We start from the raw sequence: 15363 nt of genomic DNA, 5'->3' as shown, positions 1-15363 counted from the left end.
GGTTTGGACTCGAGCGTGAGGGCGCAAGCGCCGCCTCAAGTCACTCGGAGGGCACGTATTCTACAACTTCCAGATCGAATCCGGATATCGCATTGAACTTCATCGGCGAACTCATCAGGCGCATCTTGCGCACACCGAGGTCACGCAGGATCTGCGAGCCGGCACCGACGGTGCTGTAAGTGGTCGGGGCCTTGGTCGGGGCGTCGCCGGCGCTTTCGCGGATGTGCGCCAGCAGCACGTCGCCGTCCAGCGGGTGGCCCAGCAGCAGCACCACGCCGCTGCCGGCCTCGGCCACGGCGGACATGGCCGCGCGCAGGCTCCAGCGGCCCGGTTGCTTGACCATCAGCAGGTCGCGCAGCGGGTCCATGTTGTGCACGCGCACCAGGGTCGGCTCTTCGGCGCAGATCTTGCCCAGGGTCAGGGCCATGTGCACATCGCCTTCCACCGCGTCGCGGTAGGTGACCAGGTTGAACTCGCCCAGCTCGCTTTCGATCGGCTGCTCGGAAACGCGCTGTACGGTGCGCTCGTGGATCATGCGGTAGTGGATCAGGTCGGCGATGGTGCCGATCTTCAGGCCGTGCTCGGCGGCGAACACTTCCAGCTCGGCGCGGCGCGACATGGTGCCGTCATCGTTCATCACTTCGCAGATGACACCGCTTGGCTCGAAGCCGGCCATGCGCGCCAAGTCGCAGGCCGCTTCGGTGTGGCCGGCGCGGGCCAGGGTACCGCCGGGTTGGGCCATCAGCGGGAAGATGTGGCCCGGGCTGACGATGTCCTCGGCCTTGGCGTCCTTGGCGGCCGCCGCCTGCACGGTACGCGCACGGTCGGCAGCGGAAATGCCAGTGGTAACGCCTTCGGCAGCTTCGATCGAGACGGTGAACTTGGTGCCGAAGCCCGAGCCATTGCGCGGTGCCATCAACGGCAGCTTGAGCGTTTCGCAGCGCTCGCGGGTCATCGGCATGCAGATCAGGCCGCGGGCGTGCTTGGCCATGAAGTTGATGTGCTCAGGCAGGCAGCACTCGGCTGCCATGATGATATCGCCTTCGTTTTCGCGGTCTTCGTCATCCATGAGGATGACCATTTTGCCCTGGCGGATGTCTTCAACCAGTTCTTCGATGCTGTTGAGCGCCACGCGGCACCCCCTTCTCAATCAGGATTTCAAGAAGCCGTTGGCGGCCAGGAAGCTTTCGGTAATGCCACTGCCCTTGCTCGGTTCGGCAGCCTTGTCACCCAGCAGCAGACGCTCCAGGTAACGGGCCAGCAGGTCGACCTCAAGGTTTACCCGACGCCCTGCGCGGTAGTCGGCCATGATGGTTTCGGACAGGGTGTGCGGGACGATGGTCAGCTCGAATTCGGCGCCATTGACCTCATTGACCGTCAGGCTGGTGCCGTCGACGGTGATCGAACCCTTGTGGGCGATGTACTTGGCCAGCTCCTTGGGCGCACGCACGCGGAACTGGATGGCGCGGGCGTTATCGCTGCGCGAGATGATTTCGCCGACGCCGTCGACGTGGCCGCTAACCAGGTGGCCGCCCAGCCGGGTGGTAGGGGTCAGGGCTTTTTCCAGGTTGACCTTGCTGCCGCTCTTGAGGTCGATGAACGCGGTGCGCTTGAGGGTCTCGACGCTGACGTCGGCCCAGAAACCGTTACCCGGCAGTTCGACGGCGGTCAGGCACACGCCATTGACGGCGATGCTGTCGCCGAGCTTGACGTCACCCAGGTCGAGCTTGCCGGTTTCGACGTAAACGCGCACGTCACCGCCCTTGGGGGTCATGCTGCGAATGGTGCCGATGGATTCGATGATGCCGGTGAACATGGGGTGTTCCTCAAAAACGGTTTGCACGGGGCAAGCCCGCCATTATACGCCGGGTGCCGGCAGAGGGATGGCCGTGACCCGCCAGTCATCGCCTACTGCGCGCATTTCGGTGATTTTCAGCCGCGGCGCTTCACTCATCCTGCTCAGCGGCCAGTCCAGCAGCGGGCGGCCCTGGGAGCCGAGGAAGGTACCGGCAACGAACAGCTGGTACTCGTCAACCAGGCCTTGCCGGGCGAAGGCGCCGACCAGGCCGGCACCGGCTTCCAGCAGGACCTCGTTGACGCCACGGGCTGCCAGCGCCTGCATCAGGGCCGGCAGATCGACGTGGCCGCCACTGCCGGGCAGGCTCAGCAATTGGTGGCCAGCTTCGGCGTAACGCGGGTCATCGCCCATGGCGGTCACCACCAGGGCCGGGCCGGCCTGGAAGAACGGTGCATCCAGCGGCAGGCGCAGCTGCCCGTCAATCAACACCCGCAGTGGGGTACGGCTCATGGCCAGCGCGGTGGTTTCTTCATCCAGCCCCAGCTCGGCAGCGCGCACGGTCATCCGTGCGTTGTCGGCCAGCACGCTGGCGGCACTGGTCAGCACCACGCTGGCGCGCGCACGCAGGCGCTGCACGGCGGAGCGCGCGGCCGGGCCGGTGATCCACTGGCTTTCGCCGCTGGCCATGGCGGTGCGGCCGTCCAGGCTCATTGCCAGCTTGGCGCGGACGAATGGCAGGCCGTGCTCCATGCGCTTCAGGAAACCGGGGTTGAGGGCGCGGGCCTCGGCTTCGAGTACGCCACTGGCGACTTCGATGCCGGCATCCGCCAAGCGTTGCAGGCCTTGGCCGGCAACTTGCGGGTTGGGGTCCTGCATCGCTGCCACCACACGCGCCACGCCCGCCTTCACCAACGCTTCGGCGCACGGTGGCGTGCGGCCATGGTGGCTGCAAGGTTCAAGGGTTACGTAGGCGCAGGCACCACGAGCACGCTCACCGGCCTGACGCAGGGCATGCACCTCGGCGTGCGGCTCGCCGGCGCGCACATGCCAGCCCTCACCGACCACTTCGCCATCGCGAACAATCACGCAACCCACGCGCGGGTTAGGGTGGGTGGTGTACACCCCCTTACGGGCAAGCTCCAGGGCACGGGCCATGTAATGGGCGTCGAGGATCGCGGTCTGGCTCGGCATGCTCACTCTTTAGCCGGCTCGCGGGCCAGGCGGTCGATTTCTTCGCGGAATTCGTCGAGGTCCTGGAAGCGCCGGTACACCGAAGCGAAACGGATATAGGCGACTTCATCGAGCTTGCGCAGCTCGGCCATCACCAGCTCTCCGACCACCAGCGACTTCACCTCACGCTCGCCGGTGGCGCGCAGGCGGCTCTTGATATGCGCCAGCGCCGCCTCCAGGCGTTCAACGCTGACCGGGCGCTTTTCCAGCGCGCGCTGCATGCCCGCACGCAGCTTGTCTTCGTCGAAGGGCTGGCGGGTACCGTCCTGCTTGATCAGCCGGGGCAGTACCAATTCGGCGGTTTCGAAGGTGGTGAAGCGCTCACCGCAGGCGACGCATTCGCGACGGCGGCGCACTTGCTCGCCCTCGGCGACCAGGCGCGAGTCGATGACCTTGGTGTCGTTGGCACCGCAAAACGGACAGTGCATGGTGGCAGGCAACAAAAAAAGGGAGGGCCATGGTAGCGCATCCCACTGGCAAGACAAGCCAAAGGGGTTAACATCCATAGAATTCTGCCCGTGAAGGACTACCCCATGCATCTTCGAGCGCTCGCCGTGCTGTGCTGCGCCGCCTTGCTCACTGCCTGCGGCAGTGACCGGCCCAAGACTGAACAAGCCCCCGCGCCCGTACCTGCCAAGGTGGCGAAAAAAGCCCAGCCGCTCGGCCCCCTGCCGGCCTACCAGCGCGAGCTGAGCGGGACCTTGATGGCGATCCCCGCCGGCGCGAACGTGGAGTTGGCACTGCTCGTTATCGACGAGCGCGGCCGCCCGCAACAGTTGCTGGCCAGCAGCACCCTGACCGGTACCGGCCAGGCCCTGCCCTACCAGCTGCGTTTCAACCCCGAGGCCTTCCCGGCCGGCGCCAGGGTGGAGCTGCGCGGCCGCGCCAGCAACTCCGGGCAGTTGATCCTGCACCTGCCACCGGTGCGCATCACGCAGGCGCAAACCCAGGCCACCGGCCCGCTGCAGTTCGAAAAGGCACCGTAAGTGGCGCCACTTGCCCTGCAACAAGCCCTCAGCGGCCTGATCGGTGAAGCGCGCCTGGTGGTCAGTGAGCTGCCGGAATGCGCACTCAAGCTGTGGCTGATCGACGACCAGAACATGGACCGCGCTTTCAGCATGGAAGAAACCCGGCGCATTCTCGAAGACCCGCCGTACTGGAGCTTCTGCTGGGCCAGCGGCCTGGCCATGGCCCGCTACCTGGCCGCACACCCCGAGTGGGTGGCAGGCAAACGCGTGCTGGACTTTGGCGCAGGCTCGGGCATTGCCGGGATTGCCGCTGCGCGAGCCGGGGCCACCGAAGTGGTGGCCTGCGACCTCGACCCGTTGGCGCTGCAAGCCTGCCAGGCCAATGCCTTGCTCAATGGCGTGGAGCTCGGCTACAGCACTGATTTTTTCGCCGAGGCAGACCGCTTCGACCTGATCCTGGTCGCCGACGTGCTCTACGACCGCGCCAACCTGCCGCTGCTCGATGCCTTCCTGGGCCGTGGTCGACAGGCCCTGGTGGCCGACTCGCGGGTACGCGACTTCAGCCACCCGCTGTACCGGCAACTGGGCGTGCTCGATGCGCTGACCCTGCCGGACCTGGCCGAGCCGCACGAATTCCGCCGGGTCAGCCTGTACCACGCCAGCCGCGAGCCTTTATAGTGGTGCGATTCACGGTTTTGCGAGAGTCGCGATGAGCCAAGCTCCTAGTAAAGATCTGCCGTACATCTTCGATGCCACCGATGCCAACTTCCAGCAACTGGTCATCGAGAACTCCTTCCACAAGCCGGTCCTAGTGGACTTCTGGGCCGAATGGTGCGCGCCGTGCAAGGCGCTGATGCCGCTGTTGGCGAAGATCACCGAGGAATATCAGGGCGAGCTGCTGCTGGCCAAGATCAACTGCGACGTGGAGCAGCAGGTGGTTGCCCAATTCGGCATTCGCAGCCTGCCGACCGTGGTGCTGTTCAAGGACGGCCAACCGGTCGATGGCTTTGCCGGTGCGCAGCCGGAGTCGGGCATCCGCGCCATGCTCGAACCGCACGTGCAAATGCCTGCCGCCCCGGCCGCTTCGCCACTGGAGCAGGCCAAGGCGCTGTTCGCCGAAAGCCGTTTTGCCGAGGCCGAAGCCTTGCTGCAGGTGCTGCTGGGTGAAGACAACAGCAATGCCGAGGCGCTGATCCTGTATGCCCGCTGCCTGGCAGAGCGTGGCGAACTGGGTGAAGCCCAGGTGGTACTGGATGCAGTGAAGACCGACGAGCACAAGGCGGCGCTGGCCGGTGCCAAGGCCCAGCTGACGTTTCTGCGCCAGGCTGAGAGCCTGCCGGAAGTGGCCGACCTGAAAAGCCGCCTGGCGCAGAACCCGCAGGATGACGAAGCGGCTTACCAGCTGAGCATTCAGCAACTGGCGCGCCAGCAGTATGAAGCGGCGCTGGATGGGCTGTTGAAGTTGTTCCAGCGTAACCGTGGCTACGAGAATGGGCTGCCGCAGAAGGCGTTGCTGCAGGTGTTCGAGTTGCTGGGTGGGGACCACCCGCTGGTTGGTGTATATCGCCGCAAGCTGTCGGCGGCGATGTTCTAACCTGCACCGTAGCCCAACAGGGAGGGCAGGTAGCGTATCCGCTACCTGCCCATCACCTTTTGAGGTCAACCCCCATTACGCATGGCCACGAACTCAGCGGCAGTCAGCAATGGCATGGGAATGATGATTACCGCGAACTGCATCCATTTTTCATCCCGGTGGATTGCCTGCACAACACTGAACCTATTGGTGGTGCCAGACGTAAAAAGGCCATTTGACAGGTTCCCATCCCCCGCCAGCACTTTCCACTCGATAAGCTCCGGCGGTACGACTGTTTCTCCCTCTCCCCACTTCTCATAAACTAACGTGAGCTGCAGTTTTACACCGACTGCGGCGAGTTTGAAGTAATGGGTCGGCCTGGCATTGAGTACGACCATGGTCGAGAAATACGGAAGTAGCGCAAAGCCCGAAAGAATCCGGACAATATCGACTGGGTCTCTTGTCATTGAAGTGCGCAGCGCAGCGTCCTTGCCGGTCAACGGGTTTTTTTCATAAATCACCCCCCCCTCGTCTTGCGGGATGTAATCACAGAAGCGGCCGTTAGGGACCAACTGCCCAACAGCAGGCGGAGTGATTTGCCAGATCGGCGTGGCAGGGTTGACGGTATTCAGCACCAATCGTTGGCGGGGGCTGCCTGCAGATACGATCCGGACCAAGGGATCTATATGCGACGAATAAACGGCAGCGTCTGGCGTTGGTGTCTCAAAACCCGTGGAAGGTTCAAGCAGCGTGGCATTGGAGACCGGATAGTCCTCCACGAAACCGTAGTATGCCGCCCTCCCTACCGGGAAGAGTAACTGTGAAAATTCTTCGAAGTCTCGGCCATAAAAACCTTCATCCGGGATATCATCCCAATGTACAAAGCAATACCCTAATGCATTCAATGCTGTTGCCGGCCCCTGCTCACGCTCATCTTCCGTGCTGGCAGGAATTGAACCGTTGCCATCGCTCGCATTGGCAATATACATGACATGGGAATGCTGGTCTTGAGTGCGGCGCAGATAGAAACGTATATCCTGCATCAACCACTTGCCAAAAGTGACATCCGCAGTCTTGGGCAGCACGACAATTTTTTCACCCGCAGGAAGTTTGTCAAAGCGAATCTTGAATGGCAGGCCTGCGTCCGTGTCACGCTCTGGGAATCCTAGAAATCCGACTGAGAAGTCGGAGCCTGCCGACAGCGTAAAAATTGTGTCATCGTTGTATTGGTATGTACCAACGCACTGATCCAGTCTGAATGTCTGAAACAATGCCCTGCGCTCATTCCGGCTGCCGGCAACTATTTCAAGGATATCGGCGTACCGCGCACCCTGCTCTCTGTGAAATTCGTAACTGGTGTACGACACAAAACGCCTTGCCACAGTGATCGTTTCACCGTTGCCGGTTGGAAACTCCGGCAGCGGACTGCCCAACACACAACGCGTCGTCAGCCAGCCGCTAGGGCGTTGATGGACAAAATCAACAGCGTCGGTGTGGACAGTGTCAGGCCGCCCCTCGTAATAATGCAGGCAGAGGGCGTTCAGTTTTTCAGCGTCAAAAATAAAGTGTGAGCGCCAACCGCGCAGGTCGTACTGCTGGGTTGCTGCGTCGTTCTGGGTGTGCATGGCAGGCCTTCCTATATGGAGATCTACACATTCGACACCTTTGGACACTCAATGAAAACTGGCAAAAATATCAGGTGATCGCAGCCGCATTTGCTCAAGACTGCTCGTTTGCATTCTCCTGCCAACAGTAGAGTGGAGCATCTTCACCTGCCAGCACGCGGACCTGTGCACAGTGCCGCAAACGCACCAGCATTCTCTTTCCTGCTGCTGCACTCCCAGCCAGACCCGTCAGGCTCTCCAGAAACTCGGGCCCGGATAGCCTCCCCGCTTGGCGCAACATATCGAGCGCTGCCGCCCACTGGCCATCATCCTGGCGCGGGGCCGGTACCATCGCCGCACCCACGGCGCCACCCGGTTGCGGTGCTTGCCCCTCGATTTGCCGCCCCATCTGCGCCCATTCCGCCGGTTCCAGCTCGATGGTCAGGTCCACCGGCCAGTCACCAATCTGTCCACGAATTCTCACGATGCTTTCCTTGAGCCCATGTCAATGTACCCATGCTACCGCAAGATGAAACCTGCGCCACGTGGGCTGGCGATAGGGAGAAAAGCTGTTATAACATAACCCAATCTTCCAGACCGTTCCGGAGTCGTCCATGCGCCGCCTGCTGCTCGCCCTGCCCTTCGCCTTGCTGCCACTGGCCGTGGCCCATGCCCACGATGATGACCACGCCCATGGCACGCTCGGCGCCCACGAACATGGCGTGGCCAAGCTCAACGCCGTGCTCGACGGCAACACCCTGGAGCTGGAGCTGGACAGCCCGGCAATGAACCTGGTCGGCTTCGAGCACGCGGCCAGTACTGATGCCGACAAGGCCAAGGTCGCCGCCGTGCGCCAGCAGCTCGAACAACCGCTGAAACTGTTTGGCCTGGCGGCGGCCGCAGGCTGCAAGGAGGACGCTCAGGAGCTTGAAAGCCCGCTGTTCGGTAATGCGGTAAAAGATGACGACGGCGACGAGCACGAACACGCCCACCCGCACAGCGACATCGGTGCCCATTACCAGCTGAACTGCTCGGCACCTGAGAAACTCACCCAGCTCGACCTTGCGCCGCTGTTCAAGGCTTTTCCGGCCACACAGAAAATCAACGTGCAGCTGATCGGCCCGAACGGCCAGAAAGGCGTTGAAACTTCGCCCGCCAAGGCCATGGTCGCGTTCTGAATGAGCCTGCCGTTGATCGAACTGCAGGACCTGGTGTTCGCCTGGCCCAACCAGCCCCCACTGCTGGACATCCCGGCATTTCGCCTGGATGCCGGTGAGGCGTTGTTCCTCAAAGGCCCCAGCGGCAGCGGCAAGACCACCTTGCTGGGCTTGTTGGGCGGGGTCCACTTGCCAGCCCAGGGGCGTATCCGGTTGCTCGGCCAGGACCTCGGTGCGTTGGGCCAAGGCGCCCGGGACCGCTTCCGGGTCGACCACACCGGCTATATCTTCCAGCAGTTCAACCTGCTGCCGTTTCTTTCGGTGCGCGAAAATGTCGAACTGCCCTGCCGCTTCTCGCGCAGCCGCGCCGAACGTGCGCGCCAGCGTCACGGCAGTGTCGACCAGGCCGCCACCGAGTTGCTTGCGCACCTGGGCCTGGACGACCCGGCCATGCTTGCGCGGCGCGCTGACAGCCTGTCGATCGGCCAGCAGCAGCGCGTGGCCGCGGCCCGTGCGCTGATCGGCCAGCCCGAACTGGTGATCGCCGACGAACCAACCTCGGCCCTCGATGCCGACACCCGCGAAGCGTTCATCCGCCTGCTGTTCACCGAGTGTCGGGCGGCTGGCTCCAGCCTGCTGTTCGTCAGCCATGACCAGAGCCTGGCGCCGCTGTTCGACCGTCACCTTTCACTGGCCGAACTCAACCGCGCCGCCAAGCCCCGGGAGGCCTGATGTACCTGCTTCGTCTTGCCCTGGCCAGCCTGGCCAACCGCCGCTTCACCGCCTTCCTTACCGCGTTCGCCATCGCCCTGTCGGTGTGCCTGCTGCTGGCCGTAGAGCGCGTGCGTACCGAAGCCCGCGCCAGCTTCGCCAGCACCATCAGCGGTACCGACCTGATTGTCGGCGCCCGCTCAGGTTCGGTGAACCTGCTGTTGTATTCGGTGTTCCGCATCGGCAACGCCACCAACAACATTCGCTGGGACAGCTACCAGCATTACGCCCAAGACCCGCGGGTGAAGTGGGCTATTCCTATTTCGCTAGGTGACTCGCACCGCGGCTACCGGGTGATGGGCACCACCGGCGACTATTTTAGCCACTATCAATATGGGCGCAGGCAGCACCTGACGCTGAGCCAAGGCCGTGAGTTTGCCGACGACCCGTTCGAAGTGGTGCTTGGCGCAGAAGTCGCCGACGCCTTGCACTACAAGCTGGGCGACAAGCTGGTGCTGGCGCATGGCGTAGCAGCGATCAGCCTGGTCAAGCACGACGACAAACCCTTCACCGTGGTCGGCGTGCTGAAACGCACCGGCACGCCGGTCGACCGCACCTTGCACATCAGCCTGGCAGGCATGGAGGCGATCCATATCGACTGGCACAACGGCGTGCCGGCCCGTGGCGCCGGGCGCATCAGTGCCGATCAGGCACGTGGCATGGACCTGCAGCCAGCTGCGATCACCGCATTCATGCTCGGTTTGAACAACAAGATCGCCACCTTCAGCCTGCAGCGCGAGATCAACGAATACCGCAACGAACCGCTGCTGGCGATTTTGCCGGGGGTGGCACTGCAGGAGCTGTGGAGCCTGATGGGCACCGCCGAACAGGCGCTGTTCGTGGTCTCGCTGTTCGTCGTGCTGACCGGCCTGATCGGCATGCTTACGGCGATCCTCACCAGCCTGAACGAGCGCCGCCGGGAGATGGCGATCTTGCGCTCGGTGGGTGCCCGGCCTTGGCACATTGCTGGGTTGCTGGTGCTTGAGGCATTGGCGCTGGCGGCTGCCGGGATCGTAGCCGGGCTTGGCCTGCTTTACGCCGGTATCGCCCTTGCCCAGGGTTACGTGCAGGCCAACTACGGGTTGTACCTGCCATTGGCCTGGCCCAGTGCGCACGAGTGGACATTGCTGGCTATCATCCTCGGCGCAGCACTGCTGATGGGCAGCGTGCCGGCCTGGCGCGCCTATCGGCAGTCGCTGGCTGATGGCTTGTCGATTCACCTCTGAGAAAACGCCATGCTCCGCGCGCTGTTTTTAACCCTGCTGATGTTCGCCGCCCAAACCTGGGCGGCGGAGCCCCGCGAACTCGACTGGCCCGCGCTGATCCCTGAAGGCGCGCCGGTCATCCCACCGCAGCTTGCACCGCTGCATGACATGTCGCAGCTGAGCAACGCACTGTCTGCCGAATCGGCGCCACCGGCGCGCCAGCAAGCGCCGGATGCGCCCGTGGTCAAAGGCCTGGATGGCCAGCAGATCAAGCTGCCTGGCTACATCGTGCCGCTGGAAGTCAGCGAAGAAGGCCGCACCACCGAATTTCTGCTGGTGCCTTACTACGGCGCCTGCATCCATGTGCCACCCCCGCCCTCCAACCAGATCGTGCATATTTTCAGCGAGATGGGCGTTCGCGTCGAAGACCTCTACCAGCCCTACTGGATAGAAGGAAAGCTGCAGGTTAGAGCCTCCAGCAGCGAACTGGCCGACGCTGGCTACCAGATGGAAGCCGAGAAAATATACGTTTATGACCTGAAGTGAGAACTGTTTCGAATTCGTGAACGCGGTTCTTTGAGCTGGGTCAAACAATCGGTTTAGACGGCTCCGTACCATTGGACTACTCGATTAATAACGTCCTTTGGGAGCTTCCATGAACAAGTCCTTGCTCGGCGCCTCGCTTTTGGCCCTTGCGCTCGTCGCCCCTGCCGCCCACGCCTATCAGGCGGGGGACATGATCTTGCGCGCAGGCGCCATCACCACCGCCCCGAACGAAAGCAGCGGCGACCTGAAGTTCGATGGCAACAAGGTGTCGGGCACCAAGGCTACCCTGGACAGCGACACCCAGTTGGGCCTGACCTTCGCCTACATGCTCACCGACCACATCGGCCTTGAGCTGCTGGCCGCCACGCCGTTCCAGCACACCGTTGGCGTCAAAGGCCTGGGCGGCGGCCTGGACGGCAAGCTGGCCGACATCAAGCAACTGCCGCCGACCCTGTCGCTGCAGTACTACCCGATGGCCCCGAACTCGCGCTTCCAGCCCTACGCCGGTATCGGCATCAACTACACCCTGTTCTTCGATGAAGACTTGAGCAGCGCGCGCAAGCAACAGGGCTTCAGCAACCTCAAGCTGCAGGACTCGGTGGGTATCGCCGGCCAGTTGGGCATGGACTACATGCTGACCGACAACCTGCTGGTCAACGCCTCGGTCTGGTACGTCGACATCGACACCAAGGCCAGCGTCGACGGCCCGAGCGCGCTGGGTTACAGCAAGACCAAGGTCAATGTGGAAGTCGACCCGTGGGTTTACATGGTCGGCCTTGGCTACAAGTTCTGACCACTGCGAGACAGGGCGGCCGAGGCCGCCCTTTCTGTTTGCAGCCACAGCCAGTAACCAAGCGCCAGCGCGCTGAACGACATCCCCAGCGCACACACTGCGCCCCAGCCCCAACGGGTATACACCCAGCTCGCCAGCACCGCGCCAAGCCCGCTGCCAATCGCATAACTGCACATGTAGGCGCCGATCAACCGGCTGGCCAGCTCGCCCCGCCCGGCCAGCAACAGGCTTTGGTTGGTGACGTGCACCGCCTGCACGGCGAAGTCCAGCATCAGTACACCCAGGGTGAAAGCTATCAACGATTGCCCGACCAAAGCTGTCGGCAGCCATGACAGCGTCAGCACTGCCAGCGCCAGGCCCGTGGTGCGCTCACCCAACCCCTGATCGGCCAAACGCCCTGCACGCGACGCCGCCAACGTACCGGCGATGCCTGCCAGGCCGAACAGGCCGATTTCGCTGTGGCTCAACGCCAAAGGTGCGGCCCCCAGGGGCAAGACCATGCTGCTCCACAGCACGCTGAACGCGGCAAAGATCAACAGGCCGAACAGGCCGCGCCGGCGCAGCAAGCGGTCCTGGCGGTACAGGCTGAACAGCGAGCCGATCAATGCCAGGTAACCTGATCGACGTTGCGGGCGGCGCCCTGCTGGCAAGCTAAGGCAGAGCACAAGGGCCATCAGCAACAGCGACCCCGCTGCCACGAAGTAGACGCTGCGCCAACCCGCCACATCGGCAAGCGCACCGGACACCAGGCGCGCCAGCAGAATGCCCAGCACGACACCGCTGGTGACCGTACCCACGGCCTGCCCCTGGCGGGCAGGTGAGGCAAGGACTGCGGCATACGCCACCATCACCTGCACCATCACCGCCATCAGCCCGACCACGGCCAAAGCGGCAAGCATTACCGCCCAGTTCTGTGCCAGGCCAACGGCGGCCAGCGCCAGCGCCGCGACCAGCAGCTGGCCCAATACCAGGCGCTTGCGATCGAACAAGTCTCCGAACGGCACGATCAGGATCAGCCCCAGCGCGTAACCCGCCTGGGTGGCACCGACAACCCAGCCAATCCGTGCCTGCGGCACGCCCAGGTCCGCAGCGATCGACTCGAGCAAAGGTTGGGCGAAATAGACCGTGGCCACGGCCATGGCGCAGGTGGCGGCGAGCAGCAGGGTTATCCCGCGGGTCGGCACATCGTTCATCGGCTCAGCTCCAGCGCTTCTGGTTTCAAATTGAAACCACCTGCTGGCTATTTAGCAAATGTGGTTTTAATCTGCAACCAGATGATCGCTAGAGGTTGCACCCATGCTCGATGACGTGAACGCTCAATGCCCTGTAGCACGGGCCCTGGAAGTATTGGGCGACCGCTGGGCGCTGATGATCCTGCGCGATGCCTTCGACGGCCTGCGCCGCTTCAGTGAATTCCAAAAGAACCTGGGGCTGGCGAAGAACATCCTCACAACGCGGCTCAAGCTTTTGCTGGAAAGCGGCCTGCTGCAGCTGCAGCCAGCATCGGATGGCAGTGCCTACAAGGAATATGTGCTCACCGACAAAGGGCGGTCGGTGTTTCCGATCGTGGTGGGGCTGCGGCAGTGGGGGGAGCGGTTTTTGTTCGAGGCGGGGGAGGCGCGGTCGGAGCTACTCGATAACGCCAGCGGCAAGCCGATCGAGACGCTGCTGGTGCGCGCGCAGGATGGCCGGGTTGTGGGGCCGGAAGACTGCCGGAGACGGGTGATCAGCCATGGCTGAGCAGTACCGTCTTTGCGGGCAAGCCCGCTACTGCAGAGGCCCTGGTTTCAGGGCTTGCCGAGCAAATGCGCCAGCCCTTCGACCATCGATGTCGGCTGCGGGAAATCGAATCGCGCCAGCAAACGCTGGTTATCCGCCCGGGAGTGGCGAATGTCACCTGAACGAGCCTCGCCATAGCTGACAGGCGGCAAGCTGCCGACCACCTTTTCCAACGCCTTGAGCAGCTGGTTCAGCGAAGTCGCCTGGTTCAGGCCGATATTCACCGCACCCTCCTCCACCTGCGGCTGTTCCAGCGCCTGCACCATCACCTGCACCAGGTCGCCCACGTACAGGAAGTCACGGGTTTGCTCGCCGTCGCCGAACACCGTGATCGGCAACCCTTGGGTGGCCCGCTCACTGAAAATGCTGATCACCCCGGAGTACGGGGACGAAGGGTCCTGGCGCGGCCCGAAGATGTTGAAGAAGCGGAACACCACCGGCTCCAGCCCATGCTGACGGCGGTAGAAGTCCAGGTATTGCTCGCTGGCCAGCTTGTCCACCGCATAGGGCGTCAAGGGCGCTTTGGGCGTGTCCTCGGCAATTGACTGGCCTTCGCCGTTGTTGCCGTACACCGCCGCACTGGAGGCAAACAGCACCCGGCGCACGCCCTGCAGGCGCATGGCTTCGCAGACATTCAGGGTGCCGATGAAGTTGCTCTGGTGGGTCTTCACCGGGTCTTCCACCGAAGCTTGCACAGAAGCCACTGCAGCCAGATGCACGACGGCGCGGCAACCGGTTGCGGCGCGCTGAACCAGCGCGGCATCGGCGACATCACCCTCGATCAGTTCAAGGCGCGGGTTGCCTAGTTGCAGGTTGTCGCGCTTGCCGGTGGAGAGGTCGTCGAGCACGCGCACGGCGTACCCTTTGGCCAGCAACGCATCGCACAGGTGGGAGCCAATGAAGCCGGCGCCGCCGGTGATCAGGATGGGGGCATCAGCCATGGCGGTAGAATCGGTCCAGTAGAGGCGGCAGGCCAGCGCGCCAGGCACGCGGCTTGATGCCAAAGGTGTGAAGTATTTTTTTGCAGGCCAGCACCGCGTTCTGCGGCTCTTCGCTGGCATCCGGGCGAGCGGCATGCGCCTGCGCGGTCGGCGCCTGCACCGCCAACTGGCGATGCTGCCCGGCCTCGGTGAGGATCGCCTGGCCCAGCGCCAGCGGCGTGGTCGCTTCGTTGCCGGCGTAGTGGTACGTGCCCCACAACGGCGCTGTGCAATCGAGCTGCTTGAGCACCGACAGGATCACCCGCGCAGCATCGTCGACCGGCGTCGGATTGCCGCGGCGATCATCGGCCAGCAACAGTTCCTGAGGTTGCTCGGCGCGGGTCAGGAAGCGGCCCAGGGCACCGTCGATGCTCTCGTCCAGCAGCCAGCCGAAGCGCAGCAGCACATGCTGCGGGCACGCCGCACGCACGCTCTGCTCGATGCGCCACAACGCCTGGCCACGCAGGCCCAACGGTACCGGCTCGTCCTTTTCGCTGTAGGCCGTGGCCCGCGAACCATCGAACACCCGGTAGCTGGAAGGCTGCACGAGGGTGATCTGGTGGTGCTGGCACAGCTCCGCCAGCCGCTCAACTGCCCGCTCCTGCTGAGCCAGGCGCTGCTCGCTGACCGACTCGGCCTGGAACCAGTCGAAGTAGTAAGCCAGGTTGACCAGGGCATCGGGACGGTGATCGTCAAGCAGCTGGGTCAGGTTGGCTGGCGTCCAGCCGTCTTCCGGCGGGCGCGGCGCCAGGAATGCGATGTCCTCCTCGGCCCCGAGACGAATCAGCGCTTGCCCGAGGGCATTGCCACCACCCAACAGCATCAGGCGCATACGCATAGAGTCAGCAGATCCGAACAGATTGATGAGGGAAAGGGGTCATTTTGCGGTTTCCTGCCCGGGAAGTCCAACGCAGGGCCTGGCCAAGACCGTCGCCATCAGAAATCTCCTACGAGATACC

The 15363-nt window shown here is 63.4% G+C and carries 18 protein-coding genes; 9 read left to right on the top strand and 9 right to left on the bottom strand.

Translation table 11 applies throughout. From position 1 onward, the window contains the following. Nucleotides 1–40 precede the first annotated feature (40 nt). The 4 genes from ribBA to nrdR are packed head-to-tail and all read right to left on the bottom strand — an operon-like array spanning nucleotide 41 to nucleotide 3456. Nucleotides 41–1132 carry a bifunctional 3,4-dihydroxy-2-butanone-4-phosphate synthase/GTP cyclohydrolase II gene (gene ribBA / locus ACFY68_RS18435; RefSeq protein ID WP_387530108.1) on the bottom strand — a complete coding sequence of 364 codons (1092 nt, stop codon included), beginning with the start codon at nucleotides 1130–1132 and terminating at the stop codon, nucleotides 41–43. Between the two features lie 18 nt (nucleotides 1133–1150). After that, nucleotides 1151–1816, bottom strand: a complete 666-nt coding sequence (locus ACFY68_RS18430; protein ID WP_027594907.1) for a riboflavin synthase — start codon at nucleotides 1814–1816, stop codon at nucleotides 1151–1153. Between the two features lie 42 nt (nucleotides 1817–1858). Then, nucleotides 1859–2989: a bifunctional diaminohydroxyphosphoribosylaminopyrimidine deaminase/5-amino-6-(5-phosphoribosylamino)uracil reductase RibD gene (gene ribD / locus ACFY68_RS18425; protein ID WP_387530106.1), complete on the bottom strand. Its 1131-nt coding sequence runs from the start codon at nucleotides 2987–2989 to the stop codon at nucleotides 1859–1861. Nucleotides 2990–2991: 2 nt separating this feature from the next. Continuing rightward, nucleotides 2992–3456 carry a transcriptional regulator NrdR gene (nrdR, locus tag ACFY68_RS18420; protein ID WP_016393425.1) on the bottom strand — a complete coding sequence of 155 codons (465 nt, stop codon included), beginning with the start codon at nucleotides 3454–3456 and terminating at the stop codon, nucleotides 2992–2994. A 105-nt stretch (nucleotides 3457–3561) separates the two neighbouring features. On the opposite strand from nrdR, the gene ACFY68_RS18415 reads away from it, so the two are divergent. Genes ACFY68_RS18415 through trxA form a run of 3 tightly spaced genes read left to right on the top strand, consistent with a single transcriptional unit; the run spans nucleotide 3562 to nucleotide 5590 of the window. Continuing rightward, nucleotides 3562–4014, top strand: coding sequence for a YbaY family lipoprotein (locus ACFY68_RS18415; protein ID WP_387530103.1), 453 nt, complete (start codon nucleotides 3562–3564; stop codon nucleotides 4012–4014). Continuing rightward, a complete protein-coding gene (locus ACFY68_RS18410; protein WP_387530100.1) occupies nucleotides 4015–4674 on the top strand; it encodes a class I SAM-dependent methyltransferase in 660 nt (219 codons plus the stop codon). A gap of 31 nt (nucleotides 4675–4705) precedes the next feature. Continuing rightward, nucleotides 4706–5590, top strand: coding sequence for a thioredoxin (gene trxA / locus ACFY68_RS18405; protein ID WP_387530098.1), 885 nt, complete (start codon nucleotides 4706–4708; stop codon nucleotides 5588–5590). 65 nt (nucleotides 5591–5655) lie between these two features. Here trxA and ACFY68_RS18400 read toward each other — a convergent pair whose 3' ends face one another. Both ACFY68_RS18400 and ACFY68_RS18395 read right to left on the bottom strand, forming a co-directional pair. Beyond that, nucleotides 5656–7194: a hypothetical protein gene (locus tag ACFY68_RS18400; RefSeq protein WP_387530095.1), complete on the bottom strand. Its 1539-nt coding sequence runs from the start codon at nucleotides 7192–7194 to the stop codon at nucleotides 5656–5658. A gap of 94 nt (nucleotides 7195–7288) precedes the next feature. Continuing rightward, nucleotides 7289–7657 (bottom strand): hypothetical protein, encoded by a 369-nt coding sequence (locus tag ACFY68_RS18395; protein ID WP_387530092.1) that lies wholly within the window; start codon nucleotides 7655–7657, stop codon nucleotides 7289–7291. A gap of 130 nt (nucleotides 7658–7787) precedes the next feature. Between ACFY68_RS18395 and ACFY68_RS18390 the strand changes: the two genes are divergently transcribed. The 5 genes from ACFY68_RS18390 (at nucleotide 7788) to ACFY68_RS18370 (ending at nucleotide 11645) form a co-directional block, all read left to right on the top strand. Continuing rightward, nucleotides 7788–8351 (top strand): DUF2796 domain-containing protein, encoded by a 564-nt coding sequence (locus ACFY68_RS18390; RefSeq protein ID WP_387530089.1) that lies wholly within the window; start codon nucleotides 7788–7790, stop codon nucleotides 8349–8351. Beyond that, nucleotides 8352–9062, top strand: a complete 711-nt coding sequence (locus tag ACFY68_RS18385) for an ATP-binding cassette domain-containing protein (RefSeq protein ID WP_387530086.1) — start codon at nucleotides 8352–8354, stop codon at nucleotides 9060–9062. Beyond that, on the top strand, nucleotides 9062–10327 hold the full coding sequence (locus ACFY68_RS18380) for an ABC transporter permease (protein ID WP_387530083.1): 1266 nt from the start codon (nucleotides 9062–9064) through the stop codon (nucleotides 10325–10327). Before ACFY68_RS18385 ends, ACFY68_RS18380 begins: the two co-directional genes overlap by 1 nt. A 9-nt stretch (nucleotides 10328–10336) precedes the next feature. Continuing rightward, the gene (locus tag ACFY68_RS18375; RefSeq protein WP_387530080.1) at nucleotides 10337–10852 is read left to right on the top strand and encodes a DUF3299 domain-containing protein; all 516 of its coding nucleotides are present in this window, start codon (nucleotides 10337–10339) and stop codon (nucleotides 10850–10852) included. Nucleotides 10853–10961: 109 nt separating this feature from the next. Continuing rightward, nucleotides 10962–11645: an OmpW family protein gene (locus ACFY68_RS18370; RefSeq protein ID WP_387530077.1), complete on the top strand. Its 684-nt coding sequence runs from the start codon at nucleotides 10962–10964 to the stop codon at nucleotides 11643–11645. Here ACFY68_RS18370 and ACFY68_RS18365 read toward each other — a convergent pair. Further along, nucleotides 11633–12838 (bottom strand): MFS transporter, encoded by a 1206-nt coding sequence (locus ACFY68_RS18365; protein ID WP_387530074.1) that lies wholly within the window; start codon nucleotides 12836–12838, stop codon nucleotides 11633–11635. The two genes, ACFY68_RS18370 and ACFY68_RS18365, sit on opposite strands and share 13 nt — an antisense overlap. Nucleotides 12839–12941: 103 nt before the next feature. On the opposite strand from ACFY68_RS18365, the gene ACFY68_RS18360 reads away from it, so the two are divergent. Continuing rightward, entirely contained in the window at nucleotides 12942–13385 is a 444-nt protein-coding gene (locus tag ACFY68_RS18360; RefSeq protein ID WP_387530072.1) for a winged helix-turn-helix transcriptional regulator, read from the top strand. A 47-nt stretch (nucleotides 13386–13432) separates the two neighbouring features. On the opposite strand, the gene ACFY68_RS18355 is transcribed toward ACFY68_RS18360, so the two are convergent. Both ACFY68_RS18355 and ACFY68_RS18350 read right to left on the bottom strand, forming a co-directional pair. Continuing rightward, entirely contained in the window at nucleotides 13433–14365 is a 933-nt protein-coding gene (locus ACFY68_RS18355; RefSeq protein ID WP_387530070.1) for an NAD-dependent epimerase/dehydratase family protein, read from the bottom strand. Next, on the bottom strand, nucleotides 14358–15242 hold the full coding sequence (locus tag ACFY68_RS18350) for a sugar nucleotide-binding protein (protein WP_346614671.1): 885 nt from the start codon (nucleotides 15240–15242) through the stop codon (nucleotides 14358–14360). Before ACFY68_RS18350 ends, ACFY68_RS18355 begins: the two co-directional genes overlap by 8 nt. Nucleotides 15243–15363 lie beyond the last annotated feature (121 nt).

Origin of the sequence: Pseudomonas sp. NPDC012596 (assembly GCF_042902325.1) — a bacterium.
In the GTDB taxonomy this organism is placed as follows: Bacteria; Pseudomonadota; Gammaproteobacteria; order Pseudomonadales; family Pseudomonadaceae; genus Aquipseudomonas.
The sequence above is the reverse complement of the archived record's forward strand: the minus strand, read 5'-3'. Positions and strand labels throughout refer to the sequence as shown.